Consider the following 19,119-nt stretch of genomic DNA (forward strand, 5'->3'; position numbering starts at 1 on the left):
ACTTCAGCTCTCTTTCTGCTTCAGGACCTGGGTGAGGCTCGGCGCCTCCCGGTCCCGCTGGGACATCGATGTGACCGGCAGCGGCCAGGGAATGGCGAGCTCCGGGTCGTCGAAGGCGATCGTCACGTCCTCGGCCGGATCGTGCGGGCGGTCGATCCGGTACGAGGTGTCGGCGGTTTCGGTCAGCGCCTGGAAGCCGTGCGCGCACCCCGCCGGGATGTACAGGGTCGCCTGCGTCTCGCCGGACAGCTCGAAGAAGGCCCGGTTGCGGTAGGTCGGCGAGTCCGGCCGCAGGTCCACGACGACGTCGAAGATCCTCCCGTACGAGCACCGCACCAGCTTGGCCTCGCCGGCGCCGGAGCGCAGGTGCAGGCCGCGCAGCACGCCCCGGACCGAGCGGGACAGGCTGTCCTGGACGAAGGCGTCCGGGTCGAGGCCCACCGAGCGGACCACGTCGGCGTCGAAGGTGCGGCAGAAGAAGCCGCGCTCGTCGGCGTACGGCGTCGGCTCGAACAGGTACGCCCCGGCGATCGCCGGGACTTCGGTCGCTTTCATGAAGCCTTCCGCGGGGTGTGGGTGTGGGTGTGGCCGGACGCCGGGAACAGGGCCGAGGTCAACGCGGTGAACTGGTCCTGGAGTTGCCGGGCGGCGGCCAGGTTCCGCTCGGTGAGGGTCTGCCGCAGCTCGGCCGAGCGCTTCTCCAGCGCCCGGAACTGTTCGAGCAGCCGGTCGGCGTCCACCTCGCGGGCCGGATGGCAGTACGCGCCGAGGCCCATCCGCTCCATGAGCGAGTCGCTCTTCGCCGCATAGCTGAGAGCGAGCACCGGCGTGCCGGTCTTCAGCGCGCAGATCAGGTTGTGGTACCGGACCGCCACCACGGTGTCGGCAGCCGCCATCTCCTTCATCAGGTCGGCCAGTGAGGCCGGCTCGGCAGCGGTGACCAGCGGCGAGTCCACCGCGTCGAGGATCGCGGCGACCACCGACGCATCGCACTCGTCACCGGTGAGCAGCCGGACCGGCCTGTCCTCCTCGACCAGCGCGCGGACGAACCGGATCGTCCCGTCGAGGTAGCGCCGGTATATCTCGTCGGCCCGGGCACGGTCGTCGTTGCCGCCGTGGAAGTCCATGACACCGACGCAGACCGGGCCCGGCGAGCCCGAGGGCGCGCTTGGCTCCGGAGTCGGCAGGGAGAACGCGAGGTCCGGGTAGACCTCGTCGCGCGCGGTGTCCACGCCCATCGCCCGCATCGCGTCACGGGACTGGGCGTCCCGGTACGACCGGTACGCGGCCAGCCGCGCCGACCAGCGCACGAGGGCCCGGGTGGGCCGGTTGCCGATCTCGGCGGCGCCGACGCTGACCAGCGCGACCCGGGTGCCCAGCAGCCGGCCGCTCGCGCAGAGCAGGAACAGCGAGTACGGGAAGCCCCACGGCCGCAGCGGCAGCGTGGCCTCCAGGACGCCCATGCCCGGCACGATCACCACGTCGTGCCGGCGCACCCAGGCGGCGGTGCGGAAGACGTCGACGAGTTTGCCCAGACCCTTCGCCGCGATCGCGCCCGCACGTGACGCGGTCCGGTACTCCGCGCGGTTCCAGTGCAGCCGCGTGGCGGGGATCCCGAACCGGGTCGTCACGGCCTCGGGTCCGCCGCACAGCGCGTCCACGACCGCCTCCGGGTGCTCGGCGCGGAGGTACCCGAGGACGGCCTCGAGCGAGCCGTCGTTGCCGAGGTTGCCGGAGCCGAGGAGGCCGAACACCCCTACGCGCGTTCCCGTCTTCATGCCCGCCGCCCTTCACGACCCGCTACGAGGGCGTCGACGGAGACGGTGAGGAGGTCCGGGTCGACCGGGGCGCGGTCCTCGACCCGCTCGCCGGCGCCCGGCCGGACCCGGCTGGTCATCCACGCGGCCAGGTGGCGGTAGCACGCGCGCCGGTCGGCCGGGGACAACGGCGCCCGCCGGATCGCCGAGGCGAAGCCCCAGAGGTACTCGGCGAGCAGCCGGGGCGTCGGGTGCAGCGGGCCTGCCCGGCGAGGGTCCAGGTTGACGCAGCGGGAGCGCTTGGAAGGGTTCGCCCGCTCGGCGCGGGTGGGGTGGTCGCGGCGGAAGTACAGCAGCTCCGGCACTTGGTGGAAGCGCCCGTGCAGCGTGATCTCGGCGACGAACGTGCGGTCCGCGTGGTGGTAGCTGTCGAGCGGCTTCACCCGGCGCAGCATGTCGGCCCGCATCACCCCGTAGAAGTCGTCGCCGCCCGGCTCGAACAGCAGGCTGCGGAAGCGCTCGGGCGCGTGCGGCGAGCCGGTGGCGAGCGTGTACTCGTAGGGGACCTTCACCTGGCCGTCGCCGTCGATGACCGCCTGGTCGGCGTGCGCCAGGATCACGTCGGGCCGCTCGTCCAGCGCTTCGACGCAGCGCCGCAGCAGGTCCCGGCCGTACAGGTCGTCGTGCGAGGCCCACTTGAACAGCTCGCCGCGGCACTGGGTGAACACGTAGTTGTGGTTCGGAGTGGCGCCGACATTCCGTGGCAGCCGGAGGTACCGGATGCGGGAGTCCTGTGCGGCGTACTTGCGGCAGATGTCCTGGGTCCCGTCGGTCGAGGCGTTGTCGGATATGACCAGCTCGAAGTCCTCGTAGGTCTGGCCGAGCAGGGCGTCGAGCGACTCGGCCAGGTACTCCTCGCCGTTGTACACGGGCAGGCCGATGCTCAGCCTGGGTCGGTCGGTCATGAGGTCCTCACTTCGGGGATGGGGTCGTGGGGGCGCTCGCGCAGGGCGGACCGCAGGTGCAGCCACCACACGGCCGAGCCGCTGACGGTCGCGGCGGCGGCGCCCCAGGCCGAGCCGACCGTGCCGGCGACGGCCGCCCCGCCGAGCCCGCCGCCGACGTAACAGGCGGAGGCGAACAGCTGGGAGCGCAGGCTGCGCCGGGCCGCGCCGAGCGCGCGCAGCCCGGCCGCCGCGCCGGTGCCGAGGCCCGCGCCCGCGACGCCGAGGGTGATCGGCACGATGAGCTCCGAGGCGGAGTGCCAGACGCCGCCGAGCACCAGCTCGCCGAGCCGGTCCGGCACCAGCAGCAGCGCCCCGCCCCAGAGCAGCGCGCCGGCGGCCTGCCCGCCGCCCAGCAGGAGGCAGAACGTGCCGAGGCGGTGCGGGGCCTGCCGCAGCACCCGTGCCGCCTCCGGGACCGTGACCAGCGACAGGCCCATCAGCACGGCGAGGAACGGGCCCATCAGGAGTTCGGCGCCCCGCACCGCACCCACCGCGCCGACCCCGACGATCGCGCCGAGCCCGTATGCCCGCAGTTGGCTCGCGCCGCTGAGGCTGACGTTCTCGACCAGGTACCGGTAGCCGAGATCGCGCTGTTCGCGCAGCCACCCGCGCGCCCCGGTCATCCGGGGCCGGATGGCGGACTGGAGGCAGCCGTACGCGGCGGCCACCGCGGCGGACACGCCCCAGGCGAGCACGAAAGCGGCGACACTGCCCACATGGGCCGCCACGACCATGGCCGGGATGAGCGCGACGCCCCACACAACGTCGTTGACGAAGGCCTTCCGCCCGTTGCCGGCGGCGAAGAACCCGAACCGCCAGGCGTCCTGCAGCAGCAGCCCCGGCAGCATGACGCCGAGGCAGGCGAACGCGGGCCCCAACCGGCCGCCGAGAGCAAGCCCGACCACCAGACACACCGTGCCTATGGCGGTACCGACGCCGAGCGCGGTACCCGTCGAGCGGGCCACCGCCCGGCGCCAGGACGCGTCCGACACCCCGCTGAAGCGCACCACGAGCGGGTCGGTGGAAAGGCCGCGCGAGACGTTGAGCACCACGCCGTACGTCACCCAGGCCAGGCTGAACACGCCGAACGCGGTCACCCCCAACGAGCGCGCCACGTAGATCCCCACCGCGAAGTTGGAGATGCTGGAGGCCGCCTGGTCGGCCAGTCCCCAGGACAGCCGGCCGACGAGGGCCCGCCTGGCGGATCCGGCCGGTGGCGCCACTGTCTGCGGATTCTCCCCCTCGACGGGCATCGACGTCATGTCTTGATCAGCCCGGCCTCGTGCAGGACACCGGCCGCGTCGGCGACGGTGTCGAACGGCAGCCCGGACCGCTCGGCGACGTCCAGCAGACTGTGCTCGCCGTCAGAGAGGTTGAGCACCCAGAGCATGGCCATCTGGGCCTGCTTGGTGTCGCTGCGCCCGCCGAGCGCGTCGTACAACCCGCGCCGGCCCAGCTGCGGTTCGCCGTAGGGGCTGAGGTTGAGGTAGCGCCGGTTGCGGTCCAGGACGGCGAACGCCTCGCGGCAGACCGCGAAGGTGTCCGCCATCGCCTCCGGGGAGACGAAGTCCAGGTTGTCCGCCGAGGTGTGGTACTCGGGATAGCCCGCGTACGGGGTCCGGGTGAGCGAGCCGACACCGAGGTTGAACCCGGGCGAGCAGTACTGCCGCTCGTCGTAGCCGTACGGAGTGAACTCGACGACGCGGTGCGGCCGTTCGGAGGCGGCCAGCACGTGCCGCAGCACCCGGTCGATCTCCGCGTCACCGCGCCTGCTCTGCTTGTACGTCAACGCGCCCGGGTCGCCGGCGCAGGCCAGCACCAGCCCGTGCTTGACCCGCTCGACCCTTTCCGCGTTGCGGGCCAGCCAGGTGATCGCTCCGATGGTGCCGGGAGCGAAGATGAACCGGTAGGTGTAGTACGGCGTTTCCTCGGCCAGCGCCCGGGCCAGGAACGTCGCCACCGCGACGCCCGCCATGTTGTCGTTGGCCAGCGACGGGTGGCAGACGTGGCAGGAGACGATCACCTCGTCGGCTACCTGACCGGGCACCACGTGCTCGGCGTAGGTGAGATGGCCGTCGGCGAGCGTGGAGTCGATGCGCACCTCGTACTCGCCGTCCGGCATCGCGTCCAGGGTCTCCTGGGTCAGGCAGAACCCCCAGTCCGGCTTGTAGTAGCTGGTGCGGTACGGCACCCAGGACGGGTGGTCCGGCAGGGTGTGCAGGTGCGCGCGCAGCTCGGACAGGGGCATGGTCTTGGCCACCGGCACGCTGTAGCCGAGCACGTGCAGGCTGGACGCGGCGAAGTCGACGACCCGATTGCCGGCCGTGTCGGCGATGTACGCGTCCCGGATGTTCCACTCCTGCGGCACCGTCCAGTCGAGGACCTGGGTTCCGGTCGGCACCTCGTGCACGTGCAGCGGGATGTACTCGCCGACGATGTCCAAGGTGGCGCGCACACCGTCGCCGGTGATGCTCCGGCAGAGCGGGTACAGCCGCTCCACCAGGGCGTACATCTCCTCGCCGCGCTCGGTCACCGGCGCCACCGCAGGGTGTCGTCGACGGCGCCGGCGCCGGACGCGGCGCGCAGTACGGCCAGGCGGGTGAAGCGCTGTTGGAAGTCCTCCTGGGTCAGCCCGTGTGCGCGGTAGGCGTCGGCGAGTTCGAGCGCGCCCCGCTTCACCGTCCACTCGCAGTCGAAGCCGGGGATCGCCGCGCGGAACCGGGAGAAGTCCACCCGGTACGACCGTGGGTCGGCACCGGTTTCCCCGGTGATCACCACCTTGGAGCCGGGCACCGCCTCGGCGACCTGCTCGGCGATCTCGGCGACCGTGACGTTGTTGGTCTCGCTGCCGATGTTGAACGGCCGGTCGTGCACCGCTTCGCGCGGCGCGGTCAGCGCGGCCGTGAAGGCCCGTGCGATGTCGACGGCGTGCACCAGCGGGCGCCAGGGCGTGCCGTCGGACATCACCAGCACCTCGCCGGACAGCAGCGCGTGGCCCACCAGGTTGTTCAGCACGATGTCGGCACGCAGCCGGGGCGAGAAGCCGAAGGCCGTGGCGTTGCGCATGAACACGGGGGTGAAGTCGCCGTCGGCGAGCTCGTGCAGGTCGTCCTCCACCCGCACCTTGGACTCCGCGTACGGCGTCACCGGGCGCAGCGGGGCGTCCTCGCCCACCAGGTCCTCGCCGCCGGCGGCACCGTAGACCGAGCAGGTCGACGCGTACAGGAAGCGCCCCACTCCGGCGTCGCGGGCCAGCCGGGCCAGCCGTACGGACGCGTGGTGGTTGATGTCGTAGGTGAGCTCCGGGGCCAGCGATCCCAGCGGGTCGTTGGACAGTGCGGCCAGGTGGATCACGGCATCCACCCCTGCCACGTGTTCGGCCGTGAGGTCGCGCAGGTCCACCCGCTGCCCCGGCGGGTCCGCCGGCGCCGGGCCAAGGACGCAGTCGGCGAACAGGCCGGCGTCGAGGCCGACGACCTCGTGCCCGGCGGCCGTGAGGACGGGGGCCATGACGGTGCCCAGGTATCCCTGGTGTCCGGTCAGTAGTACGCGCAAGGTTCAACCCCCCAGGTTGAGCGTGAGTTTGGTGACGGCGAACGCCTCGGCGTAGCGCGCGTGGCATTCGATGCCGCGGATCCGGGCCAGCCCGAGGAAGGCCTCCCGGTCGTACCAGGGCCGGTGCCGCTGCGAGGGGTAGTGCTCCTGCAGCAGCCGCACCTTCTGTTCGGCGATCTCCGGCGACAGCGGCTGGTACGCCGCCGGACGGCCGAGATCGCCGTCCCACTTGACGATCTCGTAGCCGAGCACGAGATGGTCGCGGAACGCGGTGGGTATCAGCTTCGCCAGCCCGCGGTGGTCCTGGTGCGCGTCATCGGTGCGCGGGGCCAGGATCAGATCGGGGTCGGTCTGCCCGCGCAGTTCCTCGACCGCGGCCTTGGCCTCGTCCCAGTGCACGGGCATCCGGCCGTCCGGCAGCTTGAGCACGGTCAGCCGCAGGTCGGCGCCCGGGCAGAAGGCGGCGAGCGCGGCCCGCTCCTCCTGTTCCCGGTCGGTGCCGCCGCCGGAGAGCACCAGCGCGTCGACGCGGATACCGGGTCGCGCGTGACACAACGTCAGCAGCGTGCCGCCGGCGCCGATGGCGATGTCGTCGCAGTGCGCGCCCACTGCGACGATCCGCTCCAGGGGTCCGGCCCCGAGCCGGATCACGCTCTCGCTCCGGCACTCGCGCCGTCCCGTTCCCACACGGCCCACGGACGGTCGCCCCGGGCGTAGGCCTCGTCGAGCGCGGCCCGCTCCTTCACGGTGTCGGTCGGCTTCCAGAACCCGCGGTGCTGGTGCGCCACCAGCCGTCCGCGCTTGGCCAGTTGGGCGCATCCGTCGGCGACCAGGTCCCCGTTCTCAGGGATGTGGTCGAAGACCTCCTGGCGGAGGACGAAGTAGCCGCCGTTCTCCCACAGCGGCAGTTCGCTCACCGCGGTGATGCCGCCCACCAGGCCGTCCTCGCCCAACTCCACGCAGTGGAACGATGACTGCGGCGGCACCACCATCATCGACGCACCCGCGTCGCGCCGGGCGAACCGGTCGATCATCTCCGGAAGCGGGGCGTCGGTGAGGACGTCGGCGTAGTTGGCGAGGAACATCTCGTCGCCGTCCAGGTGGTGCCGTACCCGGCGCAGCCGCTCCCCGATCGGTGACTCGATGCCGGTCTGCGCGAACGTGATCGTCCAGTCGGCGATGTCGGTGGACAGCAGCTCGGTCTGCCCCTTGCGCAGCACGAAGTCGTTGGACGTCGTCTCCTCGTAGTTGAGGAAGAAGTCCTTGATGTGGTGGGCCCCGTATCCGAGGCACAGGATGAACTCCGTGTGCCCGAAGTGCGCGTAGTAGCGCATGACGTGCCAGATCAGCGGTCGCGGGCCGACCATCGCCATCGGCTTGGGCACGTCGTCGGCGGCTCCGTTGCGCATCCGCATCCCGTAACCGCCGCAGAACAGAACGACCTTCATCGCTTGACCTCGACAATGCTCAGTTCCGGGATGGGAAAGACCAGTCGGCCGCCCCACTCGTGCACGAAGGACAGCTGCTCGACCAGCTCGGCCCGCAGGTTCCACGGGAGGACGAGGACGTAGTCCGGTCTGTCGGCGGCTATCCGCTCGGGCGGCAGGATCGGGATGCGGGTGCCCGGGGTGAACCTGCCGTGCTTGTAGGGGTTGCGGTCGACCGTGTACGCGAGCAGGTCGGGCCGGATGCCGCAGTGGTTGAGCAGGGTGTTGCCCTTGCCGGGGGCGCCGTAGCCGACGACCGTCTCGCCGCGCTCGGCCGCCTCGATGAGGAACTTGAGGAGATCCCGGCGCACCTTGGCCACCCGATCGGAGAACTCGGTGTACCCGGACAGCTCCTGAAGCCCGGCGGCCTTCTCCCGGGCCAGCACGTCGGCCACCTGCTGCGTCGGCTCGCCGGCCACCTCGGCCGGCCGGGCCCACAGCCGGATGGAGCCGCCGTGCGTGGGCAGCAGCTCGACGTCCACGAGCGTGAGTCCGCCGCTCGCCAGCGCCCGGGTCGCGGACGCGACCGTGTAGTACTGGAAGTGCTCGTGGTAGATCGTGTCGTACTGGTTCTCCTCGATCAGGGTCAGCAGGTGCTGCACCTCGATGGAGACCCAGCCGTCGTCGGCGACCAGGGCGCGCAGCCCCTGGGTGAACCCGACCACGTCGGGGATGTGCGCGTACACGTTGTTGGCCACGACCAGGTCCGCCGGTCCGTGTTCGGCACGGACTGCCGTGCCGGTGTCCGGCGACAGGAACTCCGTGAGCGTCGGCACACCCGCGTCCCGCGCCGCGGCGCCGACGTTCACCGAGGGCTCGATGCCGAGGCACCGGATCCCGCGGTCCACCACATGCTTCAGCAGGTACCCGTCGTTGCTCGCGACCTCGACCACGAAGGCGTCGGGGCCGAGACCCACCCGCTGTACGGCGTCGGCGACGAACGTGCGCGCATGCTCCACCCAGGAGGTCGAGTAGGAGGAGAAGTACGCGTACTCCTTGAACGTCTCCTCCGGCGTGATCAGCGGAGGGATCTGCGCGAGCCAGCAGTCGGTGCAGACCCGCAGGTGCAGCGGGTACGCCGGCTCCGGCTGGTCCAGTTGGTCCGCGGCGAGAAAGCTCTCACACGGCGGGGTCGCCCCCAGATCGACGACGCTCGCCAGCGCCGCCGAGCCGCAGAGTCGGCATCGTGTCATCTACTGTCCCCATCCCCCCTGCTCGCGCGGGTGTCCCCGCCGCGAGCCAGTGCTGACCGACCCGCGATCGCGGTGCGGTACTCCTCAACCAGGCGCTTCAGCCCGACGTCCGGGCTGAAGCCCTGCTCGTAACGGCGCCGGGCCGCCTGCCCCATCTCCCGGTTGCGGGCCGGATCGGCCGCGATCCGGCGTATGCAGGACGCGAGCGAGGCGGGCTCGCCCGGCCGGTGCAGCAGCCCGGTCACCCCGTCCTCGACGAGTTCGACGAAGGCGCCGTGCCCGGCGGCGACGGTCGGGACCCCGGCCGCCATCGCCTCCACGACCACCAGGCCGAACGCCTCCAGCCACGTCGAGGGAGCCACCACGGCGACCGACCGCGCGATGGCCTGCCGGCACTCCGTTGTGTCGTACAGGCCGACGTAGCGCACGTCGTCCCGGCCCGCCGCCCAGGCGGTCACCTCCGGCTCCAGCGGCCCCGCGCCGGCGATCACGAGCGGGACGCCCACACCGCCGCTCGCTGCGATCTCGTCCCATGCGGCCATGAGCAGCCGCACGCCCTTGGCCTCCGCGAGCCGGCCGAGGTAGAGCAGATGCTCGCCGGCGCCATCGCGGCGGGTGCCCGGGTCGGGCACGAAGTTGTGCTTCACCGCCAGCCGCTCGGCCGGCATGCCCGCCCGCACCAGCACGTCGCGCTGGGCCGCGGAGATGCAGAAGAACCGCTCCACGCCGGACCACCACCGCCGCCGGTTGACCGACATGCTGACCGCGAGCGGCACCGTCGCCAGCCGGGAGCTCCGGTAGCAGCCGTGCCGGACTGCGGGCAGCGGCGCGGACCCGACGCACTCGGTGCACGGCCGGCCGTCCCGCTGGAGCGTGCCGGGCGGGCAGACCTGGGTGTAGTTGTGCAGCGTGGCGACGGCGGGCACGCCGGCGTCGGCGCAGGCGGCCAGCACCGCCGGAGACAGGAGCGGGAAGACGTTGTGGACGTGCACCACGTCCGGCCGCTCGGTGCGAAGCCGGGCGGTGAGCTCCGCGCGGACCGCCGGGTTCCACGGCACAAGGAGCGGTACCGCGGCCTTGCCCAGCAGGGACCGGGCGGCGATGTCGTCGCTGCGTCGCTCGAACACCTCGACCCGGTGGCCGGCCCCGCGCAGCAGCGCCACCTCCTGGTCGACGACCTTGTTCTCTCCGCTCGGCTGCGCCGAGGCATAGCGGTTGTGCACCACGAGGACGTGCATGCTCACGTCACCTCCGATTTCCGGGCCCATCGCGGGATGGGTCGTCGAGGGGCTTCGGGCGTCGAGAGGGGAGTGGCCGCGGCGGGTGCCGCCAACAGTGAGGCGGCCAGGGCCAGATGCAGCAGATACGGCGAGGCGTCGCCAAGACCGGCCTCGGTGTACGACGCGATCGCGCAGTAGCTGATCAGGAAGATCGCGCAGGCCCTCGACAGCGACGGTGGCCGCAGCAACGCGACACCGCCCAGCACGATGATGATCGCCGCCACCAGGGCGATGCCGGTCATGCCCTGCTCGTTGTAGACGGCCAGCCAGCTGTTGTCGATCGGCAGCCCGCCGAACGACTTGTCGCCCAAGCCCGTGCCGAACAGGTTCTGCGAGGTCGTCCGGGGTTCCGCCAGCAGGGCGTGCCAGACCTTGGCCCGGCCGGTGAGGCTGGCGAAGTTCTCCTGGCTCTGCCCGCGCAGGAACCACGCCTGGAGCGCGGAGCTGAACCCCACCGCGGCCACCGCGGCGCACAGCACCGCCCAGCTGAAGACCCGGCGGGCGGCGGCGCTGGTCAGGATGAGGGAGGTGATCGCCAGCACCAGCGCGATGATCAGGCCGAGCGTGGCCGTCCGGGTATGGGTCAGCGCGAGCAGGACGAGGGAGGGCACGATGACCACCGCCGCGCTGGTCCGGTCGGTCCGGCGGCCCAGCAGGAGCAGCACGGTGAGCCCGATGATCACCGCGGCGTACTGGCCGATCTGCGGCGGGGTGAGCGGCCACAACGCGCCGACCAGCCGCCCGCCGTAGAGATCGGGGAGGGCTGCGCCCGGTGAGATGACCAGGCCGGCGGCCACCGACGCGAGCACCGCGAAGTACATCCGGATGTGGTGCCGGACGAACGTCGTGCTGCCGTCCCACCAGCGGCTGAGCAGCCACAGCGTGCCGATGAAGAGAGCCAGCCGGGCGCAGCGGAACAGCGCGCCGAACCCGGCCCCCTGGTCCACGCTGGAGATCAGGCTCGGCACCAGCAGCAGGGTGAGCAGGAACACGTAGGCGCTGGCCCGGATGCGTACCCGGGGGTTGACCACGAGCGCCAGCGCGAACGCGGCGACCAGCGAGCCCATGGTGACCATCTGGATGAGGGAGCGGGGCAGCGGGACGATGGTCCTCGCCCCGGCGGAGCCGAGGGTGTTGAGGATGAGCAGCCCCCAGACCGTCCCGACGATCTTCGACGTGTGGTCCCTGTTGGTGTCCGCGGACCTCATCTCAACCACCGTCCCCTGCGCGGAGGGTGCTGCCCGCGTCCTGCTGGTACGGCGTGGCCTGCCACTGCTTGAAGCCGACCGTCCGGCTCGCGTCGTGGACGACAAAGGTCCATGGTCCGACGTAGACGTTGTCGTGCCAGCGGTTGTGCTGCTCGCTGGTGATCGCCTCGGCCACCCGCTCGCCCTGGTACGGCGACCAGTCCGGATAGGTGCCGTAGTTGGACAGCACCCCCATCCGGTCGCACTTCACCGTGCAGTCGACGACGGACTTGTCCAGCACGAAGCGGTTGTCGTGGATGTCCACCCGCTGGGTCTTCCACCGGCAGTCGGAGTAGAGCGGTGCCTTGGCGATCGCCGGCTGTACGCAGCGGTCGGTGTTCTTCACCAGCAACGTGCAGTCACCCGAGGAGGTGTTGGCCGGGCTGTTGCAGAACCGGTCGGCGTTCTCCCACAGGGTGATCCCGGACCAGTTGTTCTCCAGCACGTTCCGGTAGATCTCGATCTTGTCCGTGCGGGCCCGGATCCGGGGTTCGCCGCCGGACTCGGAGAGGTAGACGGTCGCGAACGGGAAAGTGTCGCCGTCGGCGGCGTAGTCGCGGCCCTCGACCCAGTTGTTCCGCCGGATGGTGTTCTTCCGGATGACCGCGTTGTAGCTGGTCTCGTAGATCAGCGCGGCACCGTCGTTGCCCTCGATCAGGTTGCCCTCGATCAGGAAGTCGTTGTTGTTGGTGTCCGCCCACAGCCCGGCTCCGCGGTTGTCGTGCACCCAGTTGCCGCTGATGTCGGCGCCGTTGACGGCCCAGAACTTGACGCCTCCGCTGCAGCCGCAGTCCGGCCGCCGCCGCTCCCAGTCGCCCGTGTTGTTGCCCACGATCTCGTTGCCCTCGACCACCAGACCGCGGAGACCGCCGGCGCCCTTGTACGCGTTCATGCCGTACTGGCCGTTGTCGCGCAGGCAGCTGGCGCGGACCTGCTGGCGGGCGCCGGCCATCAGCCCGGCGCCGGAGTTGTTCTGGATCGTCGTGTGCTCGATCACCCACCCGTCGGCCGAGTCGTGATTGACCACGCCCTCGTCACGGGGCGCGACGAACCCCTGCACGGTCAGGTAGCGGATCGTGACGTCGCGGGCGGTGCCGCCGAACGCGTACTGGTTGCTCTTCCGGCCGTCGAGCACCGCGCTCGGCGCGCCGAGGTAGACGTCCCCCTCCTTGGGGATCACCTGGTCGTAGCGGTCCGACATGAGCGTGTGCTTGCCCGGCCGAAGCCAGAAGGTGGTGTGCGCAGGGCTGCTCTCGGTCTTCGCGGCCAGGTCGCCGGGAACCGCTGGGTCGACCGTCACCGCGCCCGCCGGCGCCTTCGCCGGCCCGGCCGCGGGCTTGGCGCACACCCCGGCCACGGACGTGGACGGCGCAGCGGTCGGTTTCGGCGCCGCGTCCGTCGTGCCGCTCTCACAGCCGGTCGCCGCAAGCAGGGTCAGCGCCAGCGGTGCCGCCGGCAACGCCCAGCGCCGCCACTTGCTTCCCAAGAGTTCCCCTCCCCCCTAGCCGCGGAACCTGAGCACGGTGGTGAACCCCTCCGTGCCATCGGCGAAGCCGGTGCCGACCAACGTGGTGGTGGGTTCCTTGCGGCCGAAGCCGGCGGAGTACCAGCCCAGTGGGGGGTCACTCTCGCCGCGATGCGCCTGCCAGCTCAGCTGTTCGGGCAGGTCGAGCGCCGCGGAGCGGTCCTCGCCGTCCCGGGTCCAGGTGAGCACCGCCCGGTTACCCACCAGGTCCGCGGCGATCGCCGGGCCGAGGTGGAACGCCAGGCGCACGGCCCGGCGCGGGCCGCGCACCTCGTCGACCACCCTCAGCTCCTGGCTCGCGGCCGTCAGCTCCACCCGGCGGCGGTGTACGGAGCCCTGGTAGCCGTCGTGCTCGGCGCACCAGCGGGCCGTCCCCCCGGAGGAGGCGTCGGAGGTGTCCGCGACCAGGACGCGGCTGCGGGCATGCCGGGTCCACAGGAACGGCCCGCCGGAGACGGACTGGTCACCGCCGTCCAGTTGCAGGGTGTTGTGGCCGAGGGTCGACCGGAAGTACTGCCGCCACTCGGGCTGCCCGTGGTAGCAGAACGTCCCCGGGTCGGCGAGCACGTCGACCCCTTCGTGCCGGACCTCCACGGACAGCGCGTCCGCGTGCGCATGCGCGGCGATGGACAGGAATCCGTGCGGACCACCGTCGCAGCGGCACCAGATCTCCTCCGGACCCCGCAGGATGGTCATGCCCGCATCGGCGAAATGGGCCGGTCGGTCTGCCGGGCGGGTCACAGACAGTTCGGTGGGATTGATGAGTGCGGCCAGCAGCGGGGTGCGCACATCGGTGCCGGTCACCGTCGGCCACCAGGCGAGCCGACCGAACACGGCGTCCCCCGTGGCCAGCAGCGAGCCCCAGCGGTCGGTGCCCGCGCCGTCCACGACCAGACCGTGTCCGTCGTCCGCGTCCCCCTGGCGCGGCGGCCGGAGCCGGCTGTCCACGACGGCCGCGAGCGCGTCGGTCATCCGCAGCAGCACCAGCCGGATCGACGCGGGGACCGGCACGCCTGCGGCATCCGCCTCGGCCACCGCGGCCAGGCCGAGCTCCAGCACCAGACCGTGATACTCGGTGGCCAGCTCGCGGTTGAGGCCAGAGCCGAAGGTGTTGCTTCGCAGATGCCGCTCCAGCGACCGCAGCGCGTCGGCTCGCCAACGTGCCGAGGAGGGGAACCACCCGAACGCGCAGGCCGCGGCGAACTGCCCGGCGGCCTCGGCGATGATGTGGTTGTTCGCCGAAGACCCCCGGCTGGGGAAGGCGGCCAGCCAGCGCTGGTGGTGCCAGATCTGGCGGAGTGCCACCGGGTTGTCCTCGAACAGCCCGGCCGCGCCCGGCCAGCCGTCGAGCAGCCGGCGGATCCACACCCAGGACAGCAGCCGGATACCCAGCTCGATGCCGCTGGTCCAGTGCACTCCGCGCAGCGGCGCGTTGCCCCTCCACCACGACCGCAGGTGCTCGGCCACGCGCTCGGCGTACCGCTCGTCCCCGGTGATCGCGTAGGCGGCGGCGAGCACGGTGAGGTACTGATGCCGGGACAGCTCCCAGATCTGCTTGATGTCCCCGACCGCGTCCTCGTTCCGGTACGGCACGTCGAAGGCATAGCCCCATGGAGCCCGGCGCCCGGTCTTCGGGTCGTACCACCAGTCCGGGTCGTCCAGGTCGTCGCGGACCACCCCGAAATACTCGGCGTGCCCCGCCATCAGCCGGTCCGCCTCGGCGATGAGACGTTTCGCGGCGTCCGATGGCACCGCGGCGATCGTCCCTGCGGGCAGTACCGCGGTGAACCGGGCGCCGGTCACGCTCGGGCTGTCCGGCCGCGCCGACCGCCACCGCCGCCTGCGCACCGCGTCGCCCACCCGGCCGCCGACCTCCCGCGGTCCCATCCGGGACAGCCGCCGCAGGTACCAGCCCGCGCTCATGGTCATCGCGTTCTCGCCAACGTCACCGGCGCGCCGCCGGCCAGGCCGGCCTGCACGGCGAGGGTGGCCGCCGTGGTGGCGACCAGCGACTCCAGCGGTACCGGCATCGGCCCGCCGGTCCGCACGGCCTTGATGAACGCGGCCAGTTCGGCGTTCTGGCCCTTGTCCCGGGCCTTGGGCAGCCGCGAACTGACCCACCGCTTGCGGCTGTACACCGAGGCACGGACGAAGTCGTCGAGCCGCAGCACCTTGCCGTCCGCGACAAGGTCCAGTGTCTCCTTGGGGAAGCCGGGCGCGCCGGTGGTGACGTAGCTGATGGTGGCGGTGGACCCGTCCGGGTAGCGCAGCACGACCTGGAGATCCTCGTTGCCGGGCGTGGTGATCGCGTACACCGAGACCGGGTCGGCCCCGAGCAGCCAGCTCGCCGTGTCGATGAAGTGCCCGCCCTCGCCGGCGAACCGCGAGCCCTCGGTGCCCTGTTGGAGGTACCAGCTGCCGTGGTCAAGGCGGCCCGCGTTGACCAGGTAGCGCAGGCTCGCCGGCCCGGTCCGGGCGCCGAACCGCTTGCTGGCCTCCTGCAACAGCGGCGCGAACCTGCGGTTGAAGCCCACCTGGAGCCGGTCGTTGCCGGACTCCTCCACCGCCGCTAGCACGCCGGCCAGCTCGTCCTCGGTGAGCGCCAACGGCTTCTCCACGAAGACCGCCTTGCCGGCCAGCAGCGCCCTTCGGGTCAGTTCGGCGTGCGAGCTGTGCCGGGTGACGACGAACACCGCGTCGATGGACTTGTCGCCGAGCATGGCGTCGAGATCGGTGGTCGCCTCGGCGAAGCCGAACTTCCGCTGCGCGTTGGCCGCGGACAGCGCCGTAGTGGTGACGACCGTGGACAACTCGACACCGTCGCGCTGCGTCAGATGCGGCAGCAGCATCGACGTCGCGTAGTTGCCCGCGCCGACGAACGCGAGGCGCACCGGCGTCTTGGCGGTTCGGGGCGGCGTGGACACTTGGCCGCTGGGCCGCTTCACCGCGGGCACGGCCACCGCCGGGGCCCCCGCCTCCTCCGCTTCCTTTACGTGTTCGGGGTACCGGAACAGCACGGCCACGGCCTTCAGGTCGCCGTCCTTCAGACGCTGGTACGTCTCGACGGCGTCATCGAAGTCGGCTGTGTGGGAGACCAAGGGCTCCACGTCGACGCGCCCGCGGGCGACGAGATCGAGGAAACACGCCAGGTTGCGGCGCTCGGTCCAGCGCACGTAGCCGATCGGGTAGTCCCGCCCCTCGAGCTCGTACTCCGGGTCGTAGCGCCCGGGGCCGTACGAGCGGGAGAACCGGACGTCGAGCTCCTTCTCGTAGTACGCGTTCCACGGCAGGTCCAGACGGCACTTGCCGATGTCGACGACCCGGCCGCGGTCCCGGCTCAGCCGCGCGGCCAGCTCGACGGGCTGGTTGCTGCCGCCGCCGGCGGCCAGGTACACCTGGTCCACGCCGTGACCGCCGGTGAGTTCGGCGACGGCGGTTTCCACGGCCGCGGAGGCGGGATCGCCGCAGGCCGCCGCGCCCAGGCGCTCGGCGAGCTCGCAGCGCACCGGGTCGGGGTCGACCCCGACGACGCGGACTCCCGAGGCGGCCAGCAGCTGCACCACCAGCTGCCCGATCAGCCCGAGGCCGATGACCAGCGCCACCTCGCCGAGCCGTGACTCGCCCTGGCGGACGCCCTGCAACGCGATCGACCCGACGGTGCCGAAGGCCGCGTGCCGCGGCGCGAGGCCGTCCGGCACCCGGGCGTAGAGGTTCTTCGGCACCCAGTTCAGCTCGGCGTGCAACGCGTGCTCATTGCCGGCGCAGGCCACGAGGTCGCCGACCTTCACATCGTCGATCCCGGTGCCGACCTGCTCGACCACCCCGCACAGCGAGTAGCCCAGCGGCGTGTAGGAGTCCAGCTTGCCCATCACCTTGCGGTAGGTGGCGGGCACCCCGTTGGTGGCCACGCTCTGCAGGACCTTGGCCACCTGGTCCGGCCGGGAGCGGGCCTTGCCCACCATCGACATGCCGGCCTCGGACACCTTCATGAGCTCGGTCCCGGTGGATATCAGCGAGTAGGCGCTGCGGACCAGCACACCGCCCGGCTTGCACCCCGGCACCGGCACGTCGAGCAGCGCCAGCTCGCCGCTCTTGTAGTTCTGTACGACCTGTTTCACCAGAAGTCCTCTTGTCTCTACGCCGTCAAGGGGTCCGGCCGGACCCGGAGGTCGCGCCGCGATACCAGTACTCGAGGGTCAGCACATGCCACAGATGCTTGGAGAAGTCCCGCCGGCCGGCGGCGTCCTCGGCGACCATCCGCGCCAGCGCGTCGCGGCGCAGGAACCCGGAACGGACGAGGACGCCGTCGTTCACCACCTCGCGCACCAGCGGTGCCAGATCCCGGCTCATCCAGGCCCGCAGCGGGGCGCTGAACAGGCCCTTGGGCCGGTACACGATCTCCCGGGGCAGGACCGAGGTGGCCGCCTCCTTGAGGACGGCCTTGCCCTGCCGTCCGACGATCTTGCGGTCACCGGGCACGGTGAACGCTGCCTTGACCACCTCGACGTCCACATACGGCACCCGCACCTCGGTCGACGCGGCCATGCTCGACCGGTCCGTGTACGTGAGGTTCAGGCCCGGCAGGAACATCCGGGCGTCGCCCAGGCACATGCGGTTGACGAAGTCGTCGAGGTCGTTGTCCTGGTAGACGTCCGCATGCTCGGTCAGCACGTCCTCGACCGTCCCGGCCAGGTCCGGATCGATCAGGGCGAGCAGCTCGTCCTGGTCGTACATGGTGTAGCTGCGCCGGAACGCGGTCTCCTCCGGCAGGTCGGCGAACGAGAGGAACCGCTTCGCGAAGCGCACCGACCGGTACCCCCGGCGGCTCGTGGCGACCGGCAGCCGGTCCACGCCCCTGGACAGGCCGCGCCGCAGGGGCCCCGGGACGCGCTGGTAGCGCAGCGCGATCAGGTTGGCCAGGTGCTTGCGGTAACCGGCGAACAGCTCGTCGGCACCCATCCCCGAGAGCAGCACCTTGATCCCGGCCTCCCGGGCGGCCGAGCAGATCAGGAACGTGTTGATCGCGGCGGGGTCGCCGATCGGCTCGTCCAGGTGGTACGTCATCTGCGGCAGCAGGTCGAGCACATTCGGAGCGATCTCGATCTCCCGCAGGTCGACGCCGAACCGCTCGGCCACCCGCCGGGCATAGCGCAGGTCGTCCGGCATCGCCTCGAACCTGGCGTCCTCGGCGCGGAACCCGATCGTGTAAGCGGAGATCCCGGGTTGTTCGCGGGCCGCCAGCGCGGTCAGGTAGCTGGAGTCCAGCCCGCCGGAGAGGAAGGTCGCCACGGGTACGTCGGAGAGCAGGTGGCGCCGGGTCGACTCCTCGACGATGGCAGCGACATCCGGCTGCTCGCCGGCCCGGGCCCGCTCCTGGCCCTCGGCGGCGACGTCCTTCAGGTGCCAGAACCGGCCGCGCTCCACCCGGCCGTCAGGCCGGCACCGCAGCCAGCTCCCCGGCGGCAGCTTCTCCGCTTCGCGGAACGCGCACCGTGAGTCCGGCACCCAGTAGTACAGCAGCGAGGCCACCAGCGCCGCATGGTCCACCTCCAGCGACCCGCCGGTCACGGAGGCGAGCGCCTTGAGCTCGGAGGCGAACACCAGGCCCTCGCCGCGCCGGAGCAGGAACAGCGGCTTGATGCCGAGCTGGTCGCGGGCGAGCACCAGGTCCCCGGTCCGCTCGTCGAAGATCCCGAACGCGAACATGCCGCGCAGCCGGGGCAGGCAGTCCGTGCCCCAGCGCCGCCAGGCCTCAAGGAGCACCTCGGTGTCGGAGGTACCGCGGAAGAGCACCCCGGCGGCCGCCAGCTCGGCACGCAGCTCGGGCGCGTTGTACAGCTCGCCGTTGTACGTCAGGACGAGGCCGCCCGAGACCATCGGCTGGGCGCCGGTCTCGGACAGGTCGATGATGGCCAGCCGACGGTGCCCGAGGTGCACTTCGCCGTCACCGACGGGGTGGCTGTACCGGCCCGCCCCGTCCGGACCGCGGTGGGCGAGGGTATCGGTGAGCCGGTCGGTCACGACCTTCCCGTCCGGCCATCGGTAAGTACCTGCGATGCCACACATGT

At 71.6% G+C, this 19,119-nt stretch carries 15 protein-coding genes; all 15 read right to left on the reverse strand.

Going from position 1 to position 19,119, the window contains the following annotated elements; all coding sequences use genetic code 11:
• Positions 1-3: 3 nt before the first annotated feature.
• Genes rfbC through asnB form a run of 15 tightly spaced genes read right to left on the reverse strand, consistent with a single transcriptional unit; the run spans position 4 to position 19,117 of the window.
• On the reverse strand, positions 4-555 hold the full coding sequence (rfbC, locus tag Q2K21_RS09750) for a dTDP-4-dehydrorhamnose 3,5-epimerase (protein WP_310768957.1): 552 nt from the start codon (positions 553-555) through the stop codon (positions 4-6).
• Complete coding sequence (locus Q2K21_RS09755; RefSeq protein WP_310768959.1) at positions 552-1,778, reverse strand: polysaccharide pyruvyl transferase family protein; 1,227 nt, start codon at positions 1,776-1,778, stop codon at positions 552-554. Before Q2K21_RS09755 ends, rfbC begins: the two co-directional genes overlap by 4 nt.
• Positions 1,775-2,722 carry a glycosyltransferase family 2 protein gene (locus Q2K21_RS09760; protein ID WP_310768961.1) on the reverse strand — a complete coding sequence of 316 codons (948 nt, stop codon included), beginning with the start codon at positions 2,720-2,722 and terminating at the stop codon, positions 1,775-1,777. Before Q2K21_RS09760 ends, Q2K21_RS09755 begins: the two co-directional genes overlap by 4 nt.
• Positions 2,719-4,026, reverse strand: a complete 1,308-nt coding sequence (locus tag Q2K21_RS09765; RefSeq protein ID WP_310768963.1) for an MATE family efflux transporter — start codon at positions 4,024-4,026, stop codon at positions 2,719-2,721. The genes Q2K21_RS09760 and Q2K21_RS09765 overlap by 4 nt, the downstream gene beginning before the upstream one ends.
• Positions 4,023-5,306: a DUF4910 domain-containing protein gene (locus Q2K21_RS09770; RefSeq protein ID WP_310768965.1), complete on the reverse strand. Its 1,284-nt coding sequence runs from the start codon at positions 5,304-5,306 to the stop codon at positions 4,023-4,025. The genes Q2K21_RS09765 and Q2K21_RS09770 overlap by 4 nt, the downstream gene beginning before the upstream one ends.
• Complete coding sequence (locus Q2K21_RS09775) at positions 5,294-6,319, reverse strand: NAD-dependent epimerase/dehydratase family protein (protein WP_310768969.1); 1,026 nt, start codon at positions 6,317-6,319, stop codon at positions 5,294-5,296. Before Q2K21_RS09775 ends, Q2K21_RS09770 begins: the two co-directional genes overlap by 13 nt.
• A gap of 3 nt (positions 6,320-6,322) precedes the next feature.
• Positions 6,323-6,970, reverse strand: a complete 648-nt coding sequence (locus Q2K21_RS09780; RefSeq protein ID WP_310768972.1) for a PIG-L deacetylase family protein — start codon at positions 6,968-6,970, stop codon at positions 6,323-6,325.
• On the reverse strand, positions 6,967-7,767 hold the full coding sequence (locus Q2K21_RS09785; protein WP_310768976.1) for a glycosyltransferase family protein: 801 nt from the start codon (positions 7,765-7,767) through the stop codon (positions 6,967-6,969). The genes Q2K21_RS09780 and Q2K21_RS09785 overlap by 4 nt, the downstream gene beginning before the upstream one ends.
• Entirely contained in the window at positions 7,764-8,999 is a 1,236-nt protein-coding gene (locus Q2K21_RS09790) for a class I SAM-dependent methyltransferase (RefSeq protein ID WP_310768979.1), read from the reverse strand. The genes Q2K21_RS09785 and Q2K21_RS09790 overlap by 4 nt, the downstream gene beginning before the upstream one ends.
• Positions 8,996-10,237: a glycosyltransferase gene (locus Q2K21_RS09795; RefSeq protein WP_310780784.1), complete on the reverse strand. Its 1,242-nt coding sequence runs from the start codon at positions 10,235-10,237 to the stop codon at positions 8,996-8,998. Before Q2K21_RS09795 ends, Q2K21_RS09790 begins: the two co-directional genes overlap by 4 nt.
• Before the next feature lie 2 nt (positions 10,238-10,239).
• Positions 10,240-11,487 (reverse strand): O-antigen ligase domain-containing protein, encoded by a 1,248-nt coding sequence (locus Q2K21_RS09800; protein WP_310768983.1) that lies wholly within the window; start codon positions 11,485-11,487, stop codon positions 10,240-10,242.
• A gap of 1 nt (position 11,488) precedes the next feature.
• A complete protein-coding gene (locus tag Q2K21_RS09805) occupies positions 11,489-13,012 on the reverse strand; it encodes a right-handed parallel beta-helix repeat-containing protein (RefSeq protein WP_310768986.1) in 1,524 nt (507 codons plus the stop codon).
• Between the two features lie 15 nt (positions 13,013-13,027).
• Entirely contained in the window at positions 13,028-14,980 is a 1,953-nt protein-coding gene (locus Q2K21_RS09810; RefSeq protein WP_310768988.1) for a heparinase II/III family protein, read from the reverse strand.
• On the reverse strand, positions 14,977-17,169 hold the full coding sequence (locus Q2K21_RS09815; RefSeq protein WP_310768991.1) for a bi-domain-containing oxidoreductase: 2,193 nt from the start codon (positions 17,167-17,169) through the stop codon (positions 14,977-14,979). Before Q2K21_RS09815 ends, Q2K21_RS09810 begins: the two co-directional genes overlap by 4 nt.
• 25 nt (positions 17,170-17,194) lie before the next feature.
• Entirely contained in the window at positions 17,195-19,117 is a 1,923-nt protein-coding gene (gene asnB, locus Q2K21_RS09820) for an asparagine synthase (glutamine-hydrolyzing) (RefSeq protein ID WP_310768994.1), read from the reverse strand.
• Positions 19,118-19,119 lie beyond the last annotated feature (2 nt).

Origin of the sequence: Streptomyces sp. CGMCC 4.7035 (assembly GCF_031583065.1) — a bacterium.
GTDB classification, from domain to species: domain Bacteria; phylum Actinomycetota; class Actinomycetes; order Streptomycetales; family Streptomycetaceae; genus Streptomyces; species Streptomyces yaanensis.